Here is a 15,921-nt window from a genome sequence, read left to right as displayed (position 1 = left end):
CGTTTCCCGCGTCGTTCTTCCTACGTCGTCGCTCGATGCCGGTCGGCGATCGCCGAGACCCCGGGCGGCGGCAGGCCGGCGGTCGACGCCAGCATCGCGCACCAGCCCTCGAGGTGGGCCGCCAGCTCGACCGAGGTGGGCGTCCACGATGCCCGGATCTCCAGGTCGGCGGTGGGTTCGGGGCCGGCCAGCTCGCCGAAGCGGGTGGAGGTGGTCTGGGTGATGGTGCCGCCGATCGCGGTGTACGCGGCCGCGTGCTGCTCGAGGCCGTCGGTCAGCCAGGTCCAGGCCACGGCGGGCAGCAGCGGGTCGCCGGCCATGTCCGACTCGAGTTCGGCCGTGATCAGCGTGACCAGGCGCAGGTCGCCCTGCCAGGCCTCGTGACCGGCCGGCTCGTGCAGCAGGATCAGCCGGCCGCTGGCCACCTCGTCGCCGGCCCGCAGCACGGTGGCGCTGAGCGCGAAGGCGTACGTGGCCAGGCGCTGCGGCGCGGCGATCTCCTCGAGCAGAATCTCGTCTCGCGGGGCGGCCGCCCGGAGCCCGGCGACGGCGCGGGTGAACGCCTCGGGAGCCGCGGGGGTGGGCGTCATGCGGTGAAGCGTATGCCGATCACCCCTGTCCGTCGTCGATCGCCGCGCCGCGTGGCACACACAGTGGGCAAGGTAATCCCGCCCTTATGCCACATGGCACCATGGGGCGAGTGACCACGACACCCCGAGATTCGGCATTCGTCCGTGCCTGCCGTGGCCTGCCGGCGCCGCACACGCCGGTCTGGTTCATGCGACAGGCCGGCCGGTCACTGCCGGAATACCGCAAGATCCGCGAGGGCATCGGCATGCTCGACTCCTGCCGCCGACCGGATCTGGTCACGGAGATCACCCTGCAGCCGGTACGCCGGCACGGGGTGGACGCCGCGATCCTGTTCAGCGACATCGTGGTGCCGCTGGCCGCGGCCGGCGTCTCGCTGGACATCGTGGCCGGCACGGGTCCGGTGATCGCCTCGCCGATTCGGTCCGCCGCCGATCTCGCTCAGCTCGGCCGCCCGGTCGATGTCGGATTTGTCGGTGAGGCCGTCCGGCTGCTCGTCGCCGAGCTCGGGCCGACGCCGTTGATCGGCTTCGCGGGGGCGCCGTTCACGTTGGCCAGCTACCTCATCGAGGGTGGGCCGTCGAAGAACTACCTGCGGACAAAAGCCATGATGTACGGCGATCCGGATCTGTGGCATGAGCTGCTCGGTCGCCTCGCCACGATCACCCTCGAGTTCCTGCGCGTCCAGGCGGCCGCCGGGGTCAGCGCCGTCCAGCTCTTCGACTCCTGGGCCGGCGCGCTCTCGCAGGCCGACTACCGGCGCTTCGTGCTGCCCCACTCGGCCGCGGTGCTCAGTGGCCTGGCCGAGTTCGACATCCCCCGGATCCACTTCGGCGTCGGCACGTCGGTGCTGCTGGGCGCGATGGGCGAGGCGGGCGCGGACGTGGTCGGGGTCGATTGGCGTACGCCGCTGAGCACCGCCACCCACCAGATCGGCCCGGACCGCGCCGTGCAGGGCAACCTCGACCCGGCGGTGCTGTTCGCGCCCTGGCCGGCGGTCGAGGCCGAGGCGCTGCGGGTGCTGGCCGAGGGCCGGGCCGCGCCGGGTCACGTCTTCAACCTCGGCCACGGTGTGCTGCCGGACACCGACCCCGACGTCCTGACCCGGCTCGTCGACCTGATTCATCGCTCGTAGGCTTTGTCTCGTGCGGAAGCGGGTTGCGATCGTCGGCGGAGGCATCGCCGGGCTCGCGGCCGCCCTCAAGGTGCGTGATCTGGCGCCGCCCGAGACCGAGATCATCGTGTACGAGCAGAGCGGCGTCCTCGGCGGCAAGCTGCGGACCGGCCGGCTGGCCGGCGTCAGGGTGGAACGCGGGGCCGAGTCCTTCCTGATGAGCGCCCCGACCGGCGGGCCGTCCGCGGCCGCCCGCCTCGCCGCCCGGCTCGGCCTCCCCATCGTCCACCCCGCCGCGGTGCCCGCCGCCGTCGCCGCCTCCGCTCCCCCCAGTGGTGGCCCAGCGCGGCATCCGGCGCCCGGAAGCCGGGCTGAGCCACCACTGTCTCCGCTGCCGGCGGGAACGCTGATGGGCATCCCTCGCGAGTCGCCCGAGGTCCCCACGGCCGATCCGCTGCTGGCCCCCGGCGCGGACATCTCGGTCGGCGATCTGGTGTCCGCCCGCCTCGGGCCCGAGGTCGTCGACCGGCTGGTCGACCCGCTGCTCGGCGGGGTCTACGCCGGCCGGGCATCCGATCTGTCCCTGGCCACCACGATTCCCGCCCTGGCCGCCGCGGCCCGGTCGGCCCACACCCTGTCCGAGGCGGTCCGCGCGGCCCAGGCGGCCTCGAAGCGTGCGCCCGGCACACCGGTCTTCGGCGCGGTCGACGGCGGCATGACCCAGCTGGTGGCGGCGGTCGCGGCGGCCTGCGGCGCCCGGATCAGCCTGGGCCTGCCGGTCCGCGAGCTGGCGCCGGCCGCGACCGGCTGGCGGCTGCGGCTCGGCCCGGTCCCGGCCACCCAGACCGACGACGTCGACGCGGTCGTCCTGGCCGTGCCCGCCCGGGCCGCCGCCCGCCTGCTCGACGGCGTCGACCCGATCGCCGCGGCCACCGTCGGCCGGCTCGACTACGCCAGCGTGGCCCTGGCCGGCTTCGCGCTGCCGCCGGGCACGACGCTGCCCGTTCTCTCCGGCTTCCTCGTTCCGCCCAGCCGCGGCACGCTGGTCAAGGCGGCCACCTTCCTCACCCGCAAGTGGACCCATCTGACCGGCGAGGACGGCCCGGTCATCGTGCGCGCCTCGCTCGGCCGGTACGGCGAGGAGGCCCGGCTCCAGCCCGACGACCGGACGCTGCTGGCCACCGCCCACGCCGAACTGGCCGAGCTGATCGGCGCGCCGCTGCCCGAGCCGGCCGAGGCCTGGGTGCAACGCTGGGGTGGCGGACTACCGCAGTACGCCCCCGGCCACCTCGATCGGGTTGCCGCGGTGCGGGCCGCGATCGCCGGGCGGCCCAGTCTGGCGCTGGCCGGCGCGGCCTACGACGGCGTCGGCATCCCGGCCTGCGTGGCCAGCGGGGAAGCCGCCGCCGAGACCGTCTGCAAGACCCTGGAGGACTGAGGAGAGCATGAGCGACCAGCAGAGCAACGCCGCCCGGATCAACGAGCTGAACTCGACCATCCGCTACACGATGTGGTCGGTGTTCCGGTCCTCGTCGCCGTTGCCGGCCCTCCGGGACGAGGTGGCGGGTGAGGTCGACGCGCTGTTCGAGCAGCTCGCCGGCAAGGACGTGACGGTGCGGGGCACGTACGACGTGGCCGGGCTGCGCGCCGACGCCGACGTGCTGATCTGGTGGCACTCGGCGTCGCCGGACGCCCTTCAGGAGGCGTACTCGCTGTTCCGCCGGACCGCGCTGGGCCGGCATCTCGACCCGGTGTGGTCGCAGATGGCCCTGCACCGGCCGGCCGAGTTCAACAAGAGCCACCTGCCGGCGTTCCTGGCCGGCGAGGAGCCCCGGCCGTACATCTGCGTCTATCCGTTCGTCCGCTCCTACGAGTGGTATCTGCTTCCGGACGAGGAGCGCCGGGCGATGCTGGCCGAGCACGGGCGGATGGCCCGCGGCTACCCGGACGTGCGGGCCAACACGGTGGCGTCGTTCGCGCTCGGCGACTACGAGTGGATGCTCGCCTTCGAGGCGGACGAGCTGCACCGGATCGTCGATCTCATGCGCGACCTGCGGGCGTCCGGCGCGCGCCGGCACGTACGCGAGGAAGTGCCCTTCTACACCGGCCGCCGGCGCTCGCTCACCGAGCTGGTGGCCGCGCTTCCCTGAGCGTCCCTCGCCATCGGGATGTGGGGGATGCCGTCCTCGACGTAGTCCGGGCCGGTCGGCCGATAGCCGAAGCCGCCGTAGAAACCGGCGAGATGCGCCTGGGCGTCCAGCACGCTCGGGCGGTGGCCGACGATCGTGATCGCCTCGTCCATGATCTTCTTGCCCAGCCCGCGGCCGCGGGCCTCCGGCGCGGTGAGCACGCGGCCGATCCGGAGCGCGTCGCCGTCGTCCAGAATGCGGAGATACGCGAGGATCCGATCGCCCTCGGTCAGGTATACATGCCGCGTTCCGGGCTCGGTGTCCCGGCCGTCCAGCTCCGGGTACGGGCACTTCTGCTCAACCACGAAGACGTCCACGCGCAGCCTCAGGATCGCGTAGAGCGTGGTGGTGTCGAGGTCGGCGAACGAGGCGGCTCGTGTTTCCAGCGGGGGCTCGGGTCGCATTCCGCCAGGTTACGGGCGGCGCGTCGGCACACCCAACGCGACTGCGCGTTGTCAGCATAGGAACCCGGATCCGTGTTGGAGGGACATCATGATCAAGCGCAGCAAGCTCTTCGGAAACAAGACCCGGGTCACCTTCTGTCTGCCCGCCGACCAGCCGGCCGGCCCGGTCAGCGTGGTCGGCTCGTTCAACGACTGGCAGCCCGGCGAGCACGAGCTCAAGGTGCGGCGGGACGGGACCCGGACGATCAGCCTGCGGCTCGACCCCGGCCACTACGCGTTTCGCTACCTGGGCACCGGCGGCAACTGGTTCGATGACGAGAACGGTTCGGAACTCAGGCTCTAGGCGTTACCGGGGACCGTTCCTGGGCACGCCGAGGACGTGACCTGGGCCGACGCGGTGCTCTTCGGCTCGCCCACCCGGTACGGCAACATCGCCAGCCAGCTCAAGCAGTTCCTCGACACGCTCGGCCCGCAGTGGGGCCAGGGGCTGCTCGCCGACAAGGCGTACGCCGGCTTCACCTCGACCATGACCAAGCACGGCGGCCAGGAATCCACCCTCCTGGCCCTGTACAACACCATCCACCACTTCGGCGGCATCCTCGTGGCGCCCGGCTACACCGACCCGGTCAAGTTCGGCGACGGGAACCCGTACGGCGTCTCGCACGTCACCGGCGGCAACAACGACGCCCCGCTGACCGACGAGGTCTACGCCGCCCTCGACCACATGGCCGAGCGGATCGTCCGCATCGCGGGCAAGCTCAGCGCGTGACGCCGCTTTTCCCCGGTTCAAACCGAAAATGACTCATTTCTGGCTAACCTGTGGGCATGACTGTTCATGATGGTGCCGAACTGCACAAGCGGGTTGAGCGTTACGAGGCCGCGATCGACGAACTGCGTGCCTCCCACCAGGACATCAAGGACGTCCTGACCGACCAGGTCCTGTTCGAGCGCTGGCGGCAGGTGGGCGCGGAACTCGGCTTCTCCGCGACCACCACGCCGCCGCGCGAGACCACCCCGGCCGGCATGCAGATCCCGGAGATGAGCGAAGCCTGGAGCTGACGCCGCCGTCGGCCACGAGGTCGCTCAGGCGACCGACTGCCACCAGCCGTCGACCGGGGGCGGGGCGTCGACCTCGACGCGCTCGCCGGGGCGGGGGATCGCCAGCCGGACGTCGCGGGCCTTGGCCTCGGCCCAGACGCGGTCGGCCGGCTCGGCCCAGTCGTGCATGGCCAGGTTGAAGGTGGCCCAGTGGACCGGGATCATCAGGCCGCCCTGGACGTCGACGTGGGTCGCCACGCCGTCCTCCGGGAGCATGTGGATGTCGGGCCACTGATCGCCGTACGCGCCGATCTGCACCAGGGTGACGTCGAACGGGCCGTGCTCGCGGCCGATCTCGGCGAAGCCGTCGAAGTAGCCGGTGTCGCCGGAGTAGAACGCCTTCCGGGCCGGGCCGGCGATCACCCAGGACGCCCACAGCGTCTCGTCGCGGCTGAGGCCGCGGCCGGAGAAGTGGCGCGCGGGGGTGGCGATGAACTCGACGCCGGCCACCGAGTGGCGCTCGTTCCAGTCGAGCTCGACGATGCGGGTCGGCGGGACACCCCAGCGTTCCAGGTGGGCGCCGACGCCCAGCGGCACCAGGAACGGCGCCGCCTGCAGGTCGACCAGGTTGCGGATGGACTCCATGTCCAGGTGGTCGTAGTGGTCGTGGGAGATCAGGATCGCGTCGAGCGGCGGCAGCTCGCGGAGGGCCACCGGCGGCTCGTGCAGGCGCCGCGGGCCGGCCACCCGGGACGGCGAGCAGCGGTCGCTCCACACCGGGTCGATCAGGATCCGGCGGCCCTCGATCTCGATCAGCGCGGACGAGTGGCCGTACCAGATCACCGAGAGGTCGGACGACGCCGGCGCCGGAGTGACCACCGGGATCGGCGCGTGCGGGTGCCGGCGGTCCCGGTCGCGGAGCGACGCGACGATCATCGCGGGCATGGCGCCGGGGGTCAGCAGCTCGGTGGCGGGGACGGTGTTGCGGAACTTGCCGTCCCGGAACTGGGGTGAGCGCCGCATCCGCTCGAGCCGGGCCCCGGACGCGCGGCGAGCCCCCATCTGCCCGGGAAGGTCCTTCACAAGCCAGGCCAATGCCGCGCCCGCACCCAACGCCACCAGTGCGCCGGTCCGTCCTCTGTTAGCCATTACCCATACCTTCCGGTTGCCCCTGACGATCCCCAGCATGACCGGGACCGGGCCCAGGATGCCACCGGGCCTCTCAGCCCCATCTCAGCTTCCCTAGGATTTGTTTCATGACAGATCCCCGCGCCCGACGGATGTTCGGCGACGGCCTGGTGGCGCCGGGCGATCTGGCCCTGAGCCCGTACCGGGTCGACCGGGACCGCATCGTGAGCAGCCCGTTCTTCGCCCGGCTGGGCGGTGTGACCCAGGTCATCAGCCCGGGCGGGATGGGCCTGCTGGTGCACAACCGGCTCACCCACAGCCTCAAGGTGGCCCAGGTGGCCCGGGCCATCGCCGAACGGCTGGCCGGCGGCGACCACGGCGCGCTGCTGGAGAAGCTGGGCGGCTGCGACCCGGACGTGGTGGAGGCGGCGGCGCTGGCCCACGACCTGGGGCACCCCCCGTTCGGGCACCTGGGCGAGCGGACCCTCGACCAGCTGGCCCGGCAGCGGCTCCGGCTGCGGGACGGGTTCGAGGGGAACGCGCAGTCGTACCGGATCGTGACCAGCACCGAGATCCGCGGGCAGGCCACGATCGGGCTGAACCTGACCGCCGCGACCCGGGCCGCGATCCTCAAGTACCCCTGGACCCGGCGCTCGCATCCGGTGCCACACCCGCGCTTCCTCGACCCGGCGCCGCGCGGGGCGGCGGCGCCGGTGGACGACCCGGACGGCGGGTCGCTGAAGTTCGGGGCGTACTCCACCGAGGTGGACGACATGACGCAGGCCCGGGCGCCGTTCGCCGGGCGGGTCGCGGACTGGCAGCAGACGGTCGAGGCCTCGGTCATGGACACGGCCGACGACATCGCGTACGCGATCCATGATCTCGAGGATGTGCATCGGGTCGGCGTGCTCCAGCCGGGGGCGGTGGCGGCCGAGCTGACCGCCTGGCAGCGGCATTCCGCGTCGGAGACCGGACCGGGCAGCGCGATCGAGTCGCTGCGCCGCCAGCTGCACCGCAAGGACGCCTGGATGGCCGACGACGAGGCGTTCGCGGCGGCGGTCGAGAAGGTCCGGGCCGAGCTGGTGGACGGGCTGCTGGCCGCGCCGTTCGACGGTTCGCTGCGGGCCGAGGCCCAGGTCGCGGCGTTCTCGGCGACGTGGACCCAGCGGCTGGTCGAGTCGGTGACGGCGACCGATCAGCCGGCCGTCCGCTCCGGGCACGTGCTGCTGGCCCCGGCCCAGTGGCACGAGGTGCAGATCCTCAAGTTCGTCCAGAACCGGTTCGTGCTGGCCCGCCCCGACCTGGCCCTGCACCAGCGTGGTCAGGCCCGCCTGCTGGCCACCCTGGTGGAGGCGCTGCTGGCCTGGCTGACCGACCCCGACGAGACCGACCGGCTGCCGACCCGGCTGCGTGACCTGGTCGAGCTGGCCGAGGCCGAGCTTCCGGAGGGCACGCCGGACCGCACGTCCCGGGCGCGCGGCCGGGCGGTCATCGACTTCGTGGCGGCCCTGACCGACAACCAGGCGATCGGCCTGATGGACGCGCTGACCGGCCGGACCCGCCAGCTCTGGACCGACGCGTTCGTGCTCTGAGGCCGGTGACCGGGCCGAAGGTCAGGCGGTGCGGCCGCGGGGGCGGTTGCGGGCCGGGCCCTGGGGGCCGCGGCTGACCGGGCTGGCCGGCGCCGGGGGCTCGTCGGCCAGGCGCCGGCCGACGCGGATGAGCGCGTCGCCGATCCGGTGCCGCAGCTGGTGCGGATCACGGACCTGGGCGACCAGCCTCGACTGCTCGGCCTGGCGCAGCAGGTCGTCGCGGCGCAGGTCGGCGGCCGTGTTGATCGGGTAGGGATACATGATGTCGCCTCTCCGATATCATCTTTTGCCCGCAAATCGGGACGACCTGGACTCTACCCAGGGCTCCGGCCCGGCCGCTCGCGCCTGACGAAATCAGAGCGGTCGCTTCATGCCGACATGGGTGGCCTCGAAGCCCAGAGACGCGTAGAAGCGGTGGGCCGCGGTGCGGTTGTTGTCGGTGGTGAGCTGGGCCAGCGCGGCGCCCCGGGCCCGGCCCCGGTCGAGCGCCCAGGTCATCATCGTGCGGCCGAGGCCACCGCCCCGGCGGTCCGAGCGGACCCGCACCGCCTCGATCGTCATCCGGGAGGCGCCGCCCCGGCTCAGCGACGGCGTGAAGGTCAGCTGGAACGTCCCGGCGATCTCGTCGCCGTCGAGGGCGACGATCAGCTCGTTGGCGGGATCGGCGTCGATGGCCTCGAAGGCCGCCCAGTGCGCCGCGTCCGCCGCCTCGGACACGGCCCCGTCGCGGGCCCGGCTCACGTCGTCGTCGGCGTAGAGGGCGAGAATCTCGGGTACGTCGGCGCGTTCGGCCAGGCGAAAGGTCAACACGCGGCCATCCTGACACGCCCTGTCGGATGAGCCGCACCCTGGCACCGACCGGGCACGATGGCCGGATGCGAACCGTGCTGGTGCCTTTTCACAGGGCGTACCGGGGGCTGGTCTGGCTCGCCAACTCGCCCCGGATGCTGATCGTCGCGTACGGAATCCTGATTGTGATCTGCGGATCCCTGTACCCCGTCTTCGAGGATGACGTCTCGTTCGGCGACGGGCTCTGGTGGGCGGTCGTCACGGCCACCACGGTCGGCTACGGCGACATCTCACCCGACTCGTGGGAGGCGCGGCTGATGGCCGGGCTGCTGATCTCGCTCATGGTGCTGGGCGTCGTGCCGCTGATCACGGCACACTTCGCCAGCAAGCTGATCGTCGATCAGGACGCCTTCCGCCACGACGAGCAGGAGGAGCTGAAGAACAACCTCCGCCTGGTGCGGACCCTGCTCGAGGAGCTGGCCGAGCGTCAGGGCGTCAACGTGCCGGGCAGCGCAGGCCCTCCTTCGGCACCGCCAGATCGATGAGGTAGCGGTCGACCGCGTTGGTGATGCAGGTGGTGCTCGGGTACGCCGTGTGCCCCTCGCCCTCCCAGGTCAGCACGTGCCCGGTGCCGAGCATGCCGGCCAGCTCGGCGGTGTTCTCGTACGGCGTGGCCGGGTCGCCGGTGGTGCCCACGACCACGATCGGCGGGGCCCCGGTGGCCGGACCGGCCGGGTAGGGGTCGCGCTTGCCCGGCCAGAACGTGCACGGCAGCATCCCGATCGCCAGCGCGCCGCCGAACAGCGGGTACTTCGTCCGCCACTCGCTCTGCAGCCGGCGGATGCGGTTGACCGGCGGCGCCTCGTCGGTGTCGGCGCAGTTCACCGTGAGGTTGGCGTCGAACAGGTTGGAGTAGGTGCCGTCCGGCTTGCGGTCGGCGTACTGGTCGGCCAGGTCGAAGACGCCCTTGGCGTTGCCCGCCTGGAGGTCGTCGATCGCCTTGGCCAGCGACTTCCAGCCCGACTCGGTGTAGAGCGACGAGATCACCGCGACGAAGATCCAGCCGGCCGTGGCGTCCCGCCCGTCGTCGCCCTTGACCGGCGACGCCTTGGCCTTGGCCAGCGCGTCGGTGACGGCGCCACGGGCGTCGGCCGCGATCGGGCACTGGGCCGGTGTCGCCTTGCACCAGGTGGTGAAGTTGGTGAACGCCCGCTCGAAGCCCTTGGCCTGGGCCTCCGAGCCGGCCACGTAGTCCTGCTCGGGGTTGACCGCGCCGTCCAGCACCAGGCCGCGGATGTTCTGCGGGAACAGCTGGGCGTAGGTGGCGCCGAGCAGGGTGCCGTACGAGTAGCCCAGGTAGGTCAGCTTCTGGTCGCCGACGGCCGAACGGATCGCGTCCATGTCCTTGGCCGCCTGCTCGGTCGAGAAGAGCGGCAGCTGGTCGCCGTACTTCTTGCCGCAGCCCTCGGCGATCTTCTTGTTCAGCGCCACGACCTCGTCGAACGCGGCCTGGTCGACCGGGTCGGGTTCGAACGCGAACGACGCGTCCTGGTCGGTGTTGTCGATGCACTTCACCGGGTTGCTGCGGCCGACCCCGCGCGGGTCGAAGCCGACGATGTCGAACCGGTCGGTGATCTCGGTCGGCAGGCCGCCGAGCTGCTGGCCGAAGGACAGGTAGACCGAGGTGTCGATGCCGGAGGCGCCGGGGCCGCCCGGGTTGAGCACGAGCGATCCGATCCGCTCCTTCTGGTTCCGCGACCGGATGCGGATCATCTGGATCTCGTACGTCTCACCGGACTTCGGCGACGCCCAGTTCCGCGGCACGGCGACCGACGCGCAGTCGTACCGCATGTTGTTGGCGCCTCGCCCGACCAGTTGCTGGGGCACCTCGGGGCAGGACCGCCAGGAGGCGACCGTGCCGGGCACCGCGGGCGCCTGGGGCGACGCGCCGGGATCGGCCGCGTCGCTGCCGGACTCGTCCGGGGCGATCACCGGCAGCGTGCAGCCCGCGGTCGCGACCACGGCAACGAGCAGGGCGACGACCAGGCGGGGGTGACGCGGCACGAGGCTGACCCTTCCACGGAAACCGACGGTGCAGCCACGAAGGCTAGCCGGTGAGTCTGACAGGCGCGGCTACCGGCTGGTGAGGACCTCGGCCAGGTCGAATCGCACCGGGCGTTCCAGCTGGTCGTAGGTGCAGGTGCGCGGGTCGCGGTCGGGCCGCCAGCGCTCGAACTGGGCGGTGTGCCGGAACCGGACACCCTCCATGTAGTCGTACCGCACCTCGACCACCCGCTCGGGGCGCAGCGGCGTAAACGACAGATCCTTGCCCGCGTTCCACCGGCTGACCTCGTTCTTGCGCGGCGTCCGCTCGCCGGACAGGTGGGCCTCCCAGTTCCACGGGTGACCCTCGAACGTGGTCACCAGCGGCTGCATCTGTTCGAACAGCTCCTCGCGGACGGCCATCGGGAACGCGCCGATCACGCCGACCGAGACCAGCTTGTCGTCCTCGCCGTAGAGGCCCAGCAGCAGCGAGCCGATCCGGTTCTCGGCGCTCTTGTGCACCCGGTAGCCGGCCACCACGCAGTCGGCGGTGCGCTTGTGCTTGACCTTGAACATCACGCGCTTGTCGGGCTCGTACCCGAGGTCGCGGGGTTTGGCGATGAGGCCGTCCAGGCCGGCGCCCTCGAACTCGGCGAACCACCGCCGGGCCGTCTCCAGATCTTCGGTGGCCGGGGTGGTGTAGACCGGCGGCTCGGCGTCCTTCAGGCACTCCATCAGGCGGGCCCGTCGCTCGGCGAACGGAAGCTGGGTCAGATCTTCCGAACCCAGGGCGAGCAGATCGAAAGCCACGAACCCCGCCGGCGTCTGTTCGCTGAGCAGCTTGACCCGGCTGGCCGCGGGATGGATGCGCTGCTGGAGCGCCTCGAAGTCGAGGGTGTTGCGGGAGGTGTCGGCGACGATCACCTCGCCGTCGATCACCGCGCGCTCCGGGAAGTTGGCCAGGATCGCCTCGACCACCTCGGGGAAGTAGCGCGTCATCGGCTTCTCGTTACGGCTGCCGATCTCGACCTCGGCGCCGTCCCGGAAGACGATCGAGCGGAAGCCGTCCCACTTCGGTTCGTAGATCTGGCCCGGGGGGATGTCCGCGACGGGTTTGGCCAGCATCGGCTTCACGGGCGGGTTGATCGGCAGGTCCATCGCCACAGTCTGCCCTGATCAACGGGGAGGTGAAGCCCGCCCTGTTCGCTGTGAGCGAACGAATTCCGCGAGCAGGTAAGCCTTGTAACGGTGTAATCATGTAAGCATGCGATTCCGTCCGACTCCTCCGGGAGCACGCACCGAACCACCGCCCACCGACGACGCCGCCGCCTGGATCGCCGGGTCGGTCAACGACACCTGGTTCACCGAGCCGCCCGAGGTCGTCATCGACCGCGACGAGATCATCATCTGGGGCCGGGTGAACCAGCCCGAGCTGGGCGCCGACGCCTCCGACGCCGACCGGGACGCCGCCCAGGCCGGCCGGATCAACCAGTTCCGCGAAGACACCCGCGACGACCGGATCCGGGTCGCCCGCCAGGTCGAACACCGCTACCAGCGCAAGGTCGCCTGGGGTGTGCGCTGCGGCGACACCAGCGAGCTGTTCACACACCTCTCGGCGCCGGTGATGACCCGGCTGCGCCAGCCCGAGCGCCAGGTGCTCGACACGCTGGTCGACGCCGGCGTGGCCCGCTCCCGCTCCGAGGCGCTGGCCTGGTGCGTCAAGCTCACCGGCGAACACTCCGAGGAGTGGCTGGGCGAGCTGCGGTCGGCGATGGCCAAGGTCGACGAGGTACGCCGGCAGGGTCCCGCCTAAGGTAAGCGGGTGCTGCGCGAGGTCACCGCCACCCGTTACGTCACCCCGCTGCGCGAGGGCGGCTCGCTCCCGGGCGTCGTCGAGGCCGACGACGAGGGCACCTACGTGGTGAAGTTCCGCGGCGCCGGGCAGGGTCCGAAGGCGCTGGTCGCCGAGATCATCGCCGGTGAGCTGGCCCGGCGCCTCACCCTCCCGGTCCCCGACCTGGTGGTGGTCGGCCTCGACCCGGTGGTCGCCCGGGCCGAGCCCGACCAGGAGGTGCAGGAGCTGATCAAGGCCAGCGCCGGCGCCAACCTGGGGATGGACTTCCTGCCCGGATCCTTGGGGTACGAGCCGACGGCACACCCGGTCGAGCCCGGTCTGGCCGGGCGGATCCTCGCGTTCGACGCCTTCGTCGAGAACGTCGACCGCAGCTGGCGCAACCCGAACATGCTGATCTGGCACCGCGAGCTGTGGCTCATCGACCACGGCGCCAGCCTGTTCTTCCACCACGACTGGGACCGCGCCGCGGGCAAGGTGCTGCGACCCTTCAAGGCCGACGATCACGTGCTCCGGCCGTACGCGACAGAAGCCCTTGAACCTCCGCCCGTGACCCCCGAGCTGCTGGCCGAGGTGGTCGCGCTGGTGCCGGCGGAGTGGCTGGACGTGCCGCCCGAGCGCTACGTCGACCATCTGACCGCCCGTGCCGCCCGCCCCGAGGCGTGGTTGCCATGAGAATCCCCTACGAGTACGCCACCATCCAGGCCTGCCCGCGGATCGAGCGCGGCGAGCTGATCAACGTGGGCGTGCTGCTCTACTGCCACCGGACCGACTTCCTCGAGGCGGGCATCCTGCTGGTGCCGGAGCGGCTGCTCGCCCTCGATCCGGCGGCCGACGTGCACGCCGTGCGGACCGCCCTCGGCGCCTGGGTGGCCGCGTGCGCGGGCGGCGGCCAGGCCCAGGGCATGTCCCTGGGCGAGCGTTTCCGCTGGATGGTGGCCCCGCGCAGCACGATCCTGCGGGCCGGCGCGGTCCATATGGGACTGGCGGCCGACCCGTCCGAGGAACTCGACCGCCTGGTCGACAAACTGGTCCGGATCGACACCCCGTAAGTTACGGAGTAATCCCGGAATTGTCGGTTGTCCGACACCCGTGAACCAAGCATGGTCAGCGCGAGTACTTCCTTTTATGCGAAGGAAACCGAGATCCATTCGCTCAAAGATCATGCTGGCTCTGCTCGTTCCCGTGCTCGCGCTGATGGCACTGTGGACGCTGGACGTGAGCGCGGCGGTCACCGACGCCACCGCGTTCCGCGACAGCTACAACAGCCGCGACAACGTGAGCCTGCCCTGCGACCGGATGGTGGCGGCGCTGCAGGCCGAACGCCGCGGATCGGTCGTGGCGCTGGCCATCGGCGGGGACCCCACGACAGTGCGGGCCCTGCGGGCGGCCACCGACGCGAAGATCACCGAGTTTCAGGAACTGTCCCGAAACTATCGGGGCGAGGGCATCTCGGCCGACATCACCCGGGACCGGATCGCCGGCCTGAGCGGCGCCTTCGACTCCCTGGCCCTGCTGCGGAAGCGGGTCGACACCGGTGACGTCACCCGGGCCGAGGTGGTGAGCGGGTACGCCGGCATCATCAGCTACGCCTTCACCGTCTACAACGCGGCCGCGGTGTCCAGCGACCCGCTGGTGGAACGGGTCATCCGGACCGGGGTCGCTCTGCGCCGGTCCGGTGAACTGCTCCACCAGGAGAACGCCCTGCTGAGCGGGGTGACGATCGCGGGCCGGTTCGACGGCGGGGAATACCGGCAGCTGATCGAGATCGTCGGCGCGGTGCGGTTCCAGATCCCCACCTCCGGCGCCACCCTGCCCGGGCCGGACCAGGCCGACTTCAAGAGCATGCTCAGCGGCCCGGCCTTCACCGCCCTGCGGGGCGCCGAAGACCAGCTCATCCGCTCCGGCACCGCCGGGGAAGAGGTCGCGACGACACCCGACGTCTGGGCCGCCACCTTCACCCCGGCCGTCCGCGAGTTCTACCGCTTCCTCGCCAACGGCTACGACAAGGCCGCCGAGTTCGCGAAGGCGGAACGCGACCGGATCCTGTGGCGATTCGGCGTCTCCGGCCTCCTCGGCCTGCTCGCCATCGTGGCGTCGCTGCTGCTGGCCGTCCACATCGGCGGTTCCGTGGTGCGGCGGCTGTCCGTGCTGCGCGCGGCGGCGACCGACCTGGCCCATCGACGCCTGCCTGACACCGTCCGGGCGCTGCGGGCCGGCGAGCGCGTCGCCGGCGACGTCGACCCGTTGCGGCTGTCCCTCGGCGACGACGAGATCGCCGAGGTCGGCGCGGCCCTGAGCGAGGTGCAGCGCAGCGCCATCGACTCCGCCGCCGGCGAGGCCACCCTGCGCTACGACATGAAACGAGTCCTGGTCAACATCGCCCGGCGCAACCAGACCCTGATCGACCGGCAGCTCGAAGCCCTCGCCCAGGGCACCGGCGAACGGGCCGCGGCCCGGGCCGGACAACTCGCCGCCCAGATGCGGCGGCAGGCCGACCACCTGGTGATCCTCGCCGGCTCGGCCCGCACCGGGCGCCGGCTCGGCCCCCAGCCGCTGGCCGGGATCGTCACCCGGGTGGCGGGCGAGGTGGAGCACGCCGAGCGGATCGAGATCGGCACGATCGCCGACGCCGAGGTGCCCGGGGCGGCCGTCACCGACATCGGTCACCTGCTCGCCGAACTGCTGGCCAACGGCACCACCTTCTCCCCGCCGGAGAGCACGGTGCGGGTGTCGGCCCACCCGGTCCCGGCCGGCATCATGGTCGAGGTCGAGGACCACGGCCTGGGCATGTCGGCGGCGGCGCTGGACGAGACGAACCGCCGGCTGGCCCAGCAGCAGGAGTTCGACCCGGCCACCAGCTCACGGCTCGGCCTGCTGGTGGTCGCCCAGCTGGCCGCCCAGCACGGGATCAGCGTGGTGCTCCGGCCGGCCGCCGCCGGGGGCATCACCGCCGAGGTGACGATCCCGGCCGAGCTGGCGGCACCGATCTCCCCGGCCCCGGCCCCGGCCGTGACCGTCGCCGGGCCGCGGTCGTCCGGGGGCGGCCGCCGCTCCGACGCGTCCCGGCTGGTGGGCATGGCGTCGCGGGCCGGCCGCGGCGCTGCCGCTCCCCGGCACGCCGCCGAGGACCGAACCTAGCGCCGGCGGCGGCCGGCCGCTTGATCTGAACCTGGGCGGTGAC

At 71.9% G+C, this 15,921-nt stretch carries 18 protein-coding genes and 1 pseudogene; 12 read left to right on the top strand and 7 right to left on the bottom strand.

From position 1 onward, the window contains the following. Positions 1–20: 20 nt before the first annotated feature. A complete protein-coding gene (locus tag AB0M54_RS10710; protein ID WP_364315786.1) occupies positions 21–590 on the bottom strand; it encodes a DUF3000 domain-containing protein in 570 nt (189 codons plus the stop codon). 110 nt (positions 591–700) lie between these two features. Between AB0M54_RS10710 and hemE the strand changes: the two genes are divergently transcribed. The 3 genes from hemE to hemQ are packed head-to-tail and all read left to right on the top strand — an operon-like array spanning position 701 to position 3,852. Further along, positions 701–1,723 (top strand): uroporphyrinogen decarboxylase, encoded by a 1,023-nt coding sequence (gene hemE, locus AB0M54_RS10705; protein WP_364470352.1) that lies wholly within the window; start codon positions 701–703, stop codon positions 1,721–1,723. A gap of 10 nt (positions 1,724–1,733) precedes the next feature. Further along, positions 1,734–3,140 (top strand): protoporphyrinogen oxidase, encoded by a 1,407-nt coding sequence (hemG, locus tag AB0M54_RS10700; protein ID WP_364470350.1) that lies wholly within the window; start codon positions 1,734–1,736, stop codon positions 3,138–3,140. Between the two features lie 7 nt (positions 3,141–3,147). Further along, entirely contained in the window at positions 3,148–3,852 is a 705-nt protein-coding gene (hemQ, locus tag AB0M54_RS10695) for a hydrogen peroxide-dependent heme synthase (RefSeq protein WP_364315794.1), read from the top strand. Here hemQ and AB0M54_RS10690 read toward each other — a convergent pair. Next, positions 3,801–4,295 carry a GNAT family N-acetyltransferase gene (locus tag AB0M54_RS10690; protein WP_364315797.1) on the bottom strand — a complete coding sequence of 165 codons (495 nt, stop codon included), beginning with the start codon at positions 4,293–4,295 and terminating at the stop codon, positions 3,801–3,803. The two genes, hemQ and AB0M54_RS10690, sit on opposite strands and share 52 nt — an antisense overlap. 88 nt (positions 4,296–4,383) lie before the next feature. Here AB0M54_RS10690 and AB0M54_RS10685 point away from each other — a divergent pair, with 88 nt between their 5' ends. The 3 genes and pseudogenes from AB0M54_RS10685 to AB0M54_RS10675 all read left to right on the top strand — a co-directional run bounded on the left by AB0M54_RS10685 (position 4,384) and on the right by AB0M54_RS10675 (position 5,354). Next, entirely contained in the window at positions 4,384–4,638 is a 255-nt protein-coding gene (locus AB0M54_RS10685; RefSeq protein WP_364315799.1) for an isoamylase early set domain-containing protein, read from the top strand. Between the two features lie 30 nt (positions 4,639–4,668). After that, positions 4,669–5,064 (top strand): annotated as a pseudogene (locus AB0M54_RS10680) (NAD(P)H-dependent oxidoreductase); the annotation flags it as partial. Between the two features lie 56 nt (positions 5,065–5,120). Next, positions 5,121–5,354, top strand: coding sequence for a hypothetical protein (locus AB0M54_RS10675; protein ID WP_364315802.1), 234 nt, complete (start codon positions 5,121–5,123; stop codon positions 5,352–5,354). A 24-nt stretch (positions 5,355–5,378) separates the two neighbouring features. On the opposite strand, the gene AB0M54_RS10670 is transcribed toward AB0M54_RS10675, so the two are convergent. Beyond that, on the bottom strand, positions 5,379–6,482 hold the full coding sequence (locus AB0M54_RS10670) for an MBL fold metallo-hydrolase (protein WP_364315804.1): 1,104 nt from the start codon (positions 6,480–6,482) through the stop codon (positions 5,379–5,381). A gap of 107 nt (positions 6,483–6,589) precedes the next feature. Here AB0M54_RS10670 and dgt point away from each other — a divergent pair, with 107 nt between their 5' ends. Then, entirely contained in the window at positions 6,590–8,053 is a 1,464-nt protein-coding gene (gene dgt, locus AB0M54_RS10665; protein WP_364315807.1) for a dGTP triphosphohydrolase, read from the top strand. A 21-nt stretch (positions 8,054–8,074) separates the two neighbouring features. Here dgt and AB0M54_RS10660 read toward each other — a convergent pair whose 3' ends face one another. Together AB0M54_RS10660 and AB0M54_RS10655 are read right to left on the bottom strand one after the other, a co-directional pair. After that, positions 8,075–8,314, bottom strand: a complete 240-nt coding sequence (locus tag AB0M54_RS10660; protein ID WP_364315810.1) for a hypothetical protein — start codon at positions 8,312–8,314, stop codon at positions 8,075–8,077. 93 nt (positions 8,315–8,407) lie between these two features. Next, on the bottom strand, positions 8,408–8,860 hold the full coding sequence (locus AB0M54_RS10655) for a GNAT family N-acetyltransferase (protein WP_364317140.1): 453 nt from the start codon (positions 8,858–8,860) through the stop codon (positions 8,408–8,410). A 68-nt stretch (positions 8,861–8,928) separates the two neighbouring features. On the opposite strand from AB0M54_RS10655, the gene AB0M54_RS10650 reads away from it, so the two are divergent. Next, a complete protein-coding gene (locus tag AB0M54_RS10650; RefSeq protein ID WP_364315812.1) occupies positions 8,929–9,387 on the top strand; it encodes a potassium channel family protein in 459 nt (152 codons plus the stop codon). Here the strand turns inward: AB0M54_RS10650 and AB0M54_RS10645 are convergent. Next, positions 9,338–10,834, bottom strand: coding sequence for an alpha/beta hydrolase (locus AB0M54_RS10645; protein ID WP_364317142.1), 1,497 nt, complete (start codon positions 10,832–10,834; stop codon positions 9,338–9,340). The two genes, AB0M54_RS10650 and AB0M54_RS10645, sit on opposite strands and share 50 nt — an antisense overlap. A 141-nt stretch (positions 10,835–10,975) precedes the next feature. After that, positions 10,976–12,043 (bottom strand): ATP-dependent DNA ligase, encoded by a 1,068-nt coding sequence (locus tag AB0M54_RS10640; protein WP_364315815.1) that lies wholly within the window; start codon positions 12,041–12,043, stop codon positions 10,976–10,978. Between the two features lie 106 nt (positions 12,044–12,149). Between AB0M54_RS10640 and AB0M54_RS10635 the strand changes: the two genes are divergently transcribed. The 4 genes from AB0M54_RS10635 to AB0M54_RS10620 all read left to right on the top strand — a co-directional run bounded on the left by AB0M54_RS10635 (position 12,150) and on the right by AB0M54_RS10620 (position 15,878). Then, positions 12,150–12,698, top strand: coding sequence for a hypothetical protein (locus tag AB0M54_RS10635; protein ID WP_364470348.1), 549 nt, complete (start codon positions 12,150–12,152; stop codon positions 12,696–12,698). A 9-nt stretch (positions 12,699–12,707) separates the two neighbouring features. Further along, a complete protein-coding gene (locus AB0M54_RS10630; RefSeq protein WP_364315820.1) occupies positions 12,708–13,412 on the top strand; it encodes a HipA family kinase in 705 nt (234 codons plus the stop codon). Then, positions 13,409–13,789, top strand: coding sequence for a DUF3037 domain-containing protein (locus tag AB0M54_RS10625; protein ID WP_364315823.1), 381 nt, complete (start codon positions 13,409–13,411; stop codon positions 13,787–13,789). The genes AB0M54_RS10630 and AB0M54_RS10625 overlap by 4 nt, the downstream gene beginning before the upstream one ends. 112 nt (positions 13,790–13,901) lie before the next feature. Next, a complete protein-coding gene (locus AB0M54_RS10620) occupies positions 13,902–15,878 on the top strand; it encodes a nitrate- and nitrite sensing domain-containing protein (protein WP_364470346.1) in 1,977 nt (658 codons plus the stop codon). Positions 15,879–15,921: the final 43 nt, after the last annotated feature.

The sequence above is a fragment of the Actinoplanes sp. NPDC051470 genome (genome assembly GCF_040682035.1).
GTDB lineage: Bacteria > Actinomycetota > Actinomycetes > Mycobacteriales > Micromonosporaceae > Actinoplanes.
Note: the sequence above shows the minus strand (reverse complement) of the source record. Positions and strands in the feature narration are given on the sequence as shown.

Coding starts and splice junctions, on each gene's coding strand:
- AB0M54_RS10710 (WP_364315786.1), bottom strand. CDS start 590: ATGACGCCCACCCCCGCGGCTCCCGAGGCGTTCACCCGCGCCGTCGCC.
- hemQ (WP_364315794.1), top strand. CDS start 3,148: ATGAGCGACCAGCAGAGCAACGCCGCCCGGATCAACGAGCTGAACTCG.
- AB0M54_RS10690 (WP_364315797.1), bottom strand. CDS start 4,295: ATGCGACCCGAGCCCCCGCTGGAAACACGAGCCGCCTCGTTCGCCGAC.
- AB0M54_RS10685 (WP_364315799.1), top strand. CDS start 4,384: ATGATCAAGCGCAGCAAGCTCTTCGGAAACAAGACCCGGGTCACCTTC.
- AB0M54_RS10675 (WP_364315802.1), top strand. CDS start 5,121: ATGACTGTTCATGATGGTGCCGAACTGCACAAGCGGGTTGAGCGTTAC.
- AB0M54_RS10670 (WP_364315804.1), bottom strand. CDS start 6,482: ATGGCTAACAGAGGACGGACCGGCGCACTGGTGGCGTTGGGTGCGGGC.
- dgt (WP_364315807.1), top strand. CDS start 6,590: ATGACAGATCCCCGCGCCCGACGGATGTTCGGCGACGGCCTGGTGGCG.
- AB0M54_RS10660 (WP_364315810.1), bottom strand. CDS start 8,314: ATGTATCCCTACCCGATCAACACGGCCGCCGACCTGCGCCGCGACGAC.
- AB0M54_RS10650 (WP_364315812.1), top strand. CDS start 8,929: ATGCGAACCGTGCTGGTGCCTTTTCACAGGGCGTACCGGGGGCTGGTC.
- AB0M54_RS10640 (WP_364315815.1), bottom strand. CDS start 12,043: ATGGACCTGCCGATCAACCCGCCCGTGAAGCCGATGCTGGCCAAACCC.
- AB0M54_RS10635 (WP_364470348.1), top strand. CDS start 12,150: ATGCGATTCCGTCCGACTCCTCCGGGAGCACGCACCGAACCACCGCCC.
- AB0M54_RS10625 (WP_364315823.1), top strand. CDS start 13,409: ATGAGAATCCCCTACGAGTACGCCACCATCCAGGCCTGCCCGCGGATC.
- AB0M54_RS10620 (WP_364470346.1), top strand. CDS start 13,902: ATGCTGGCTCTGCTCGTTCCCGTGCTCGCGCTGATGGCACTGTGGACG.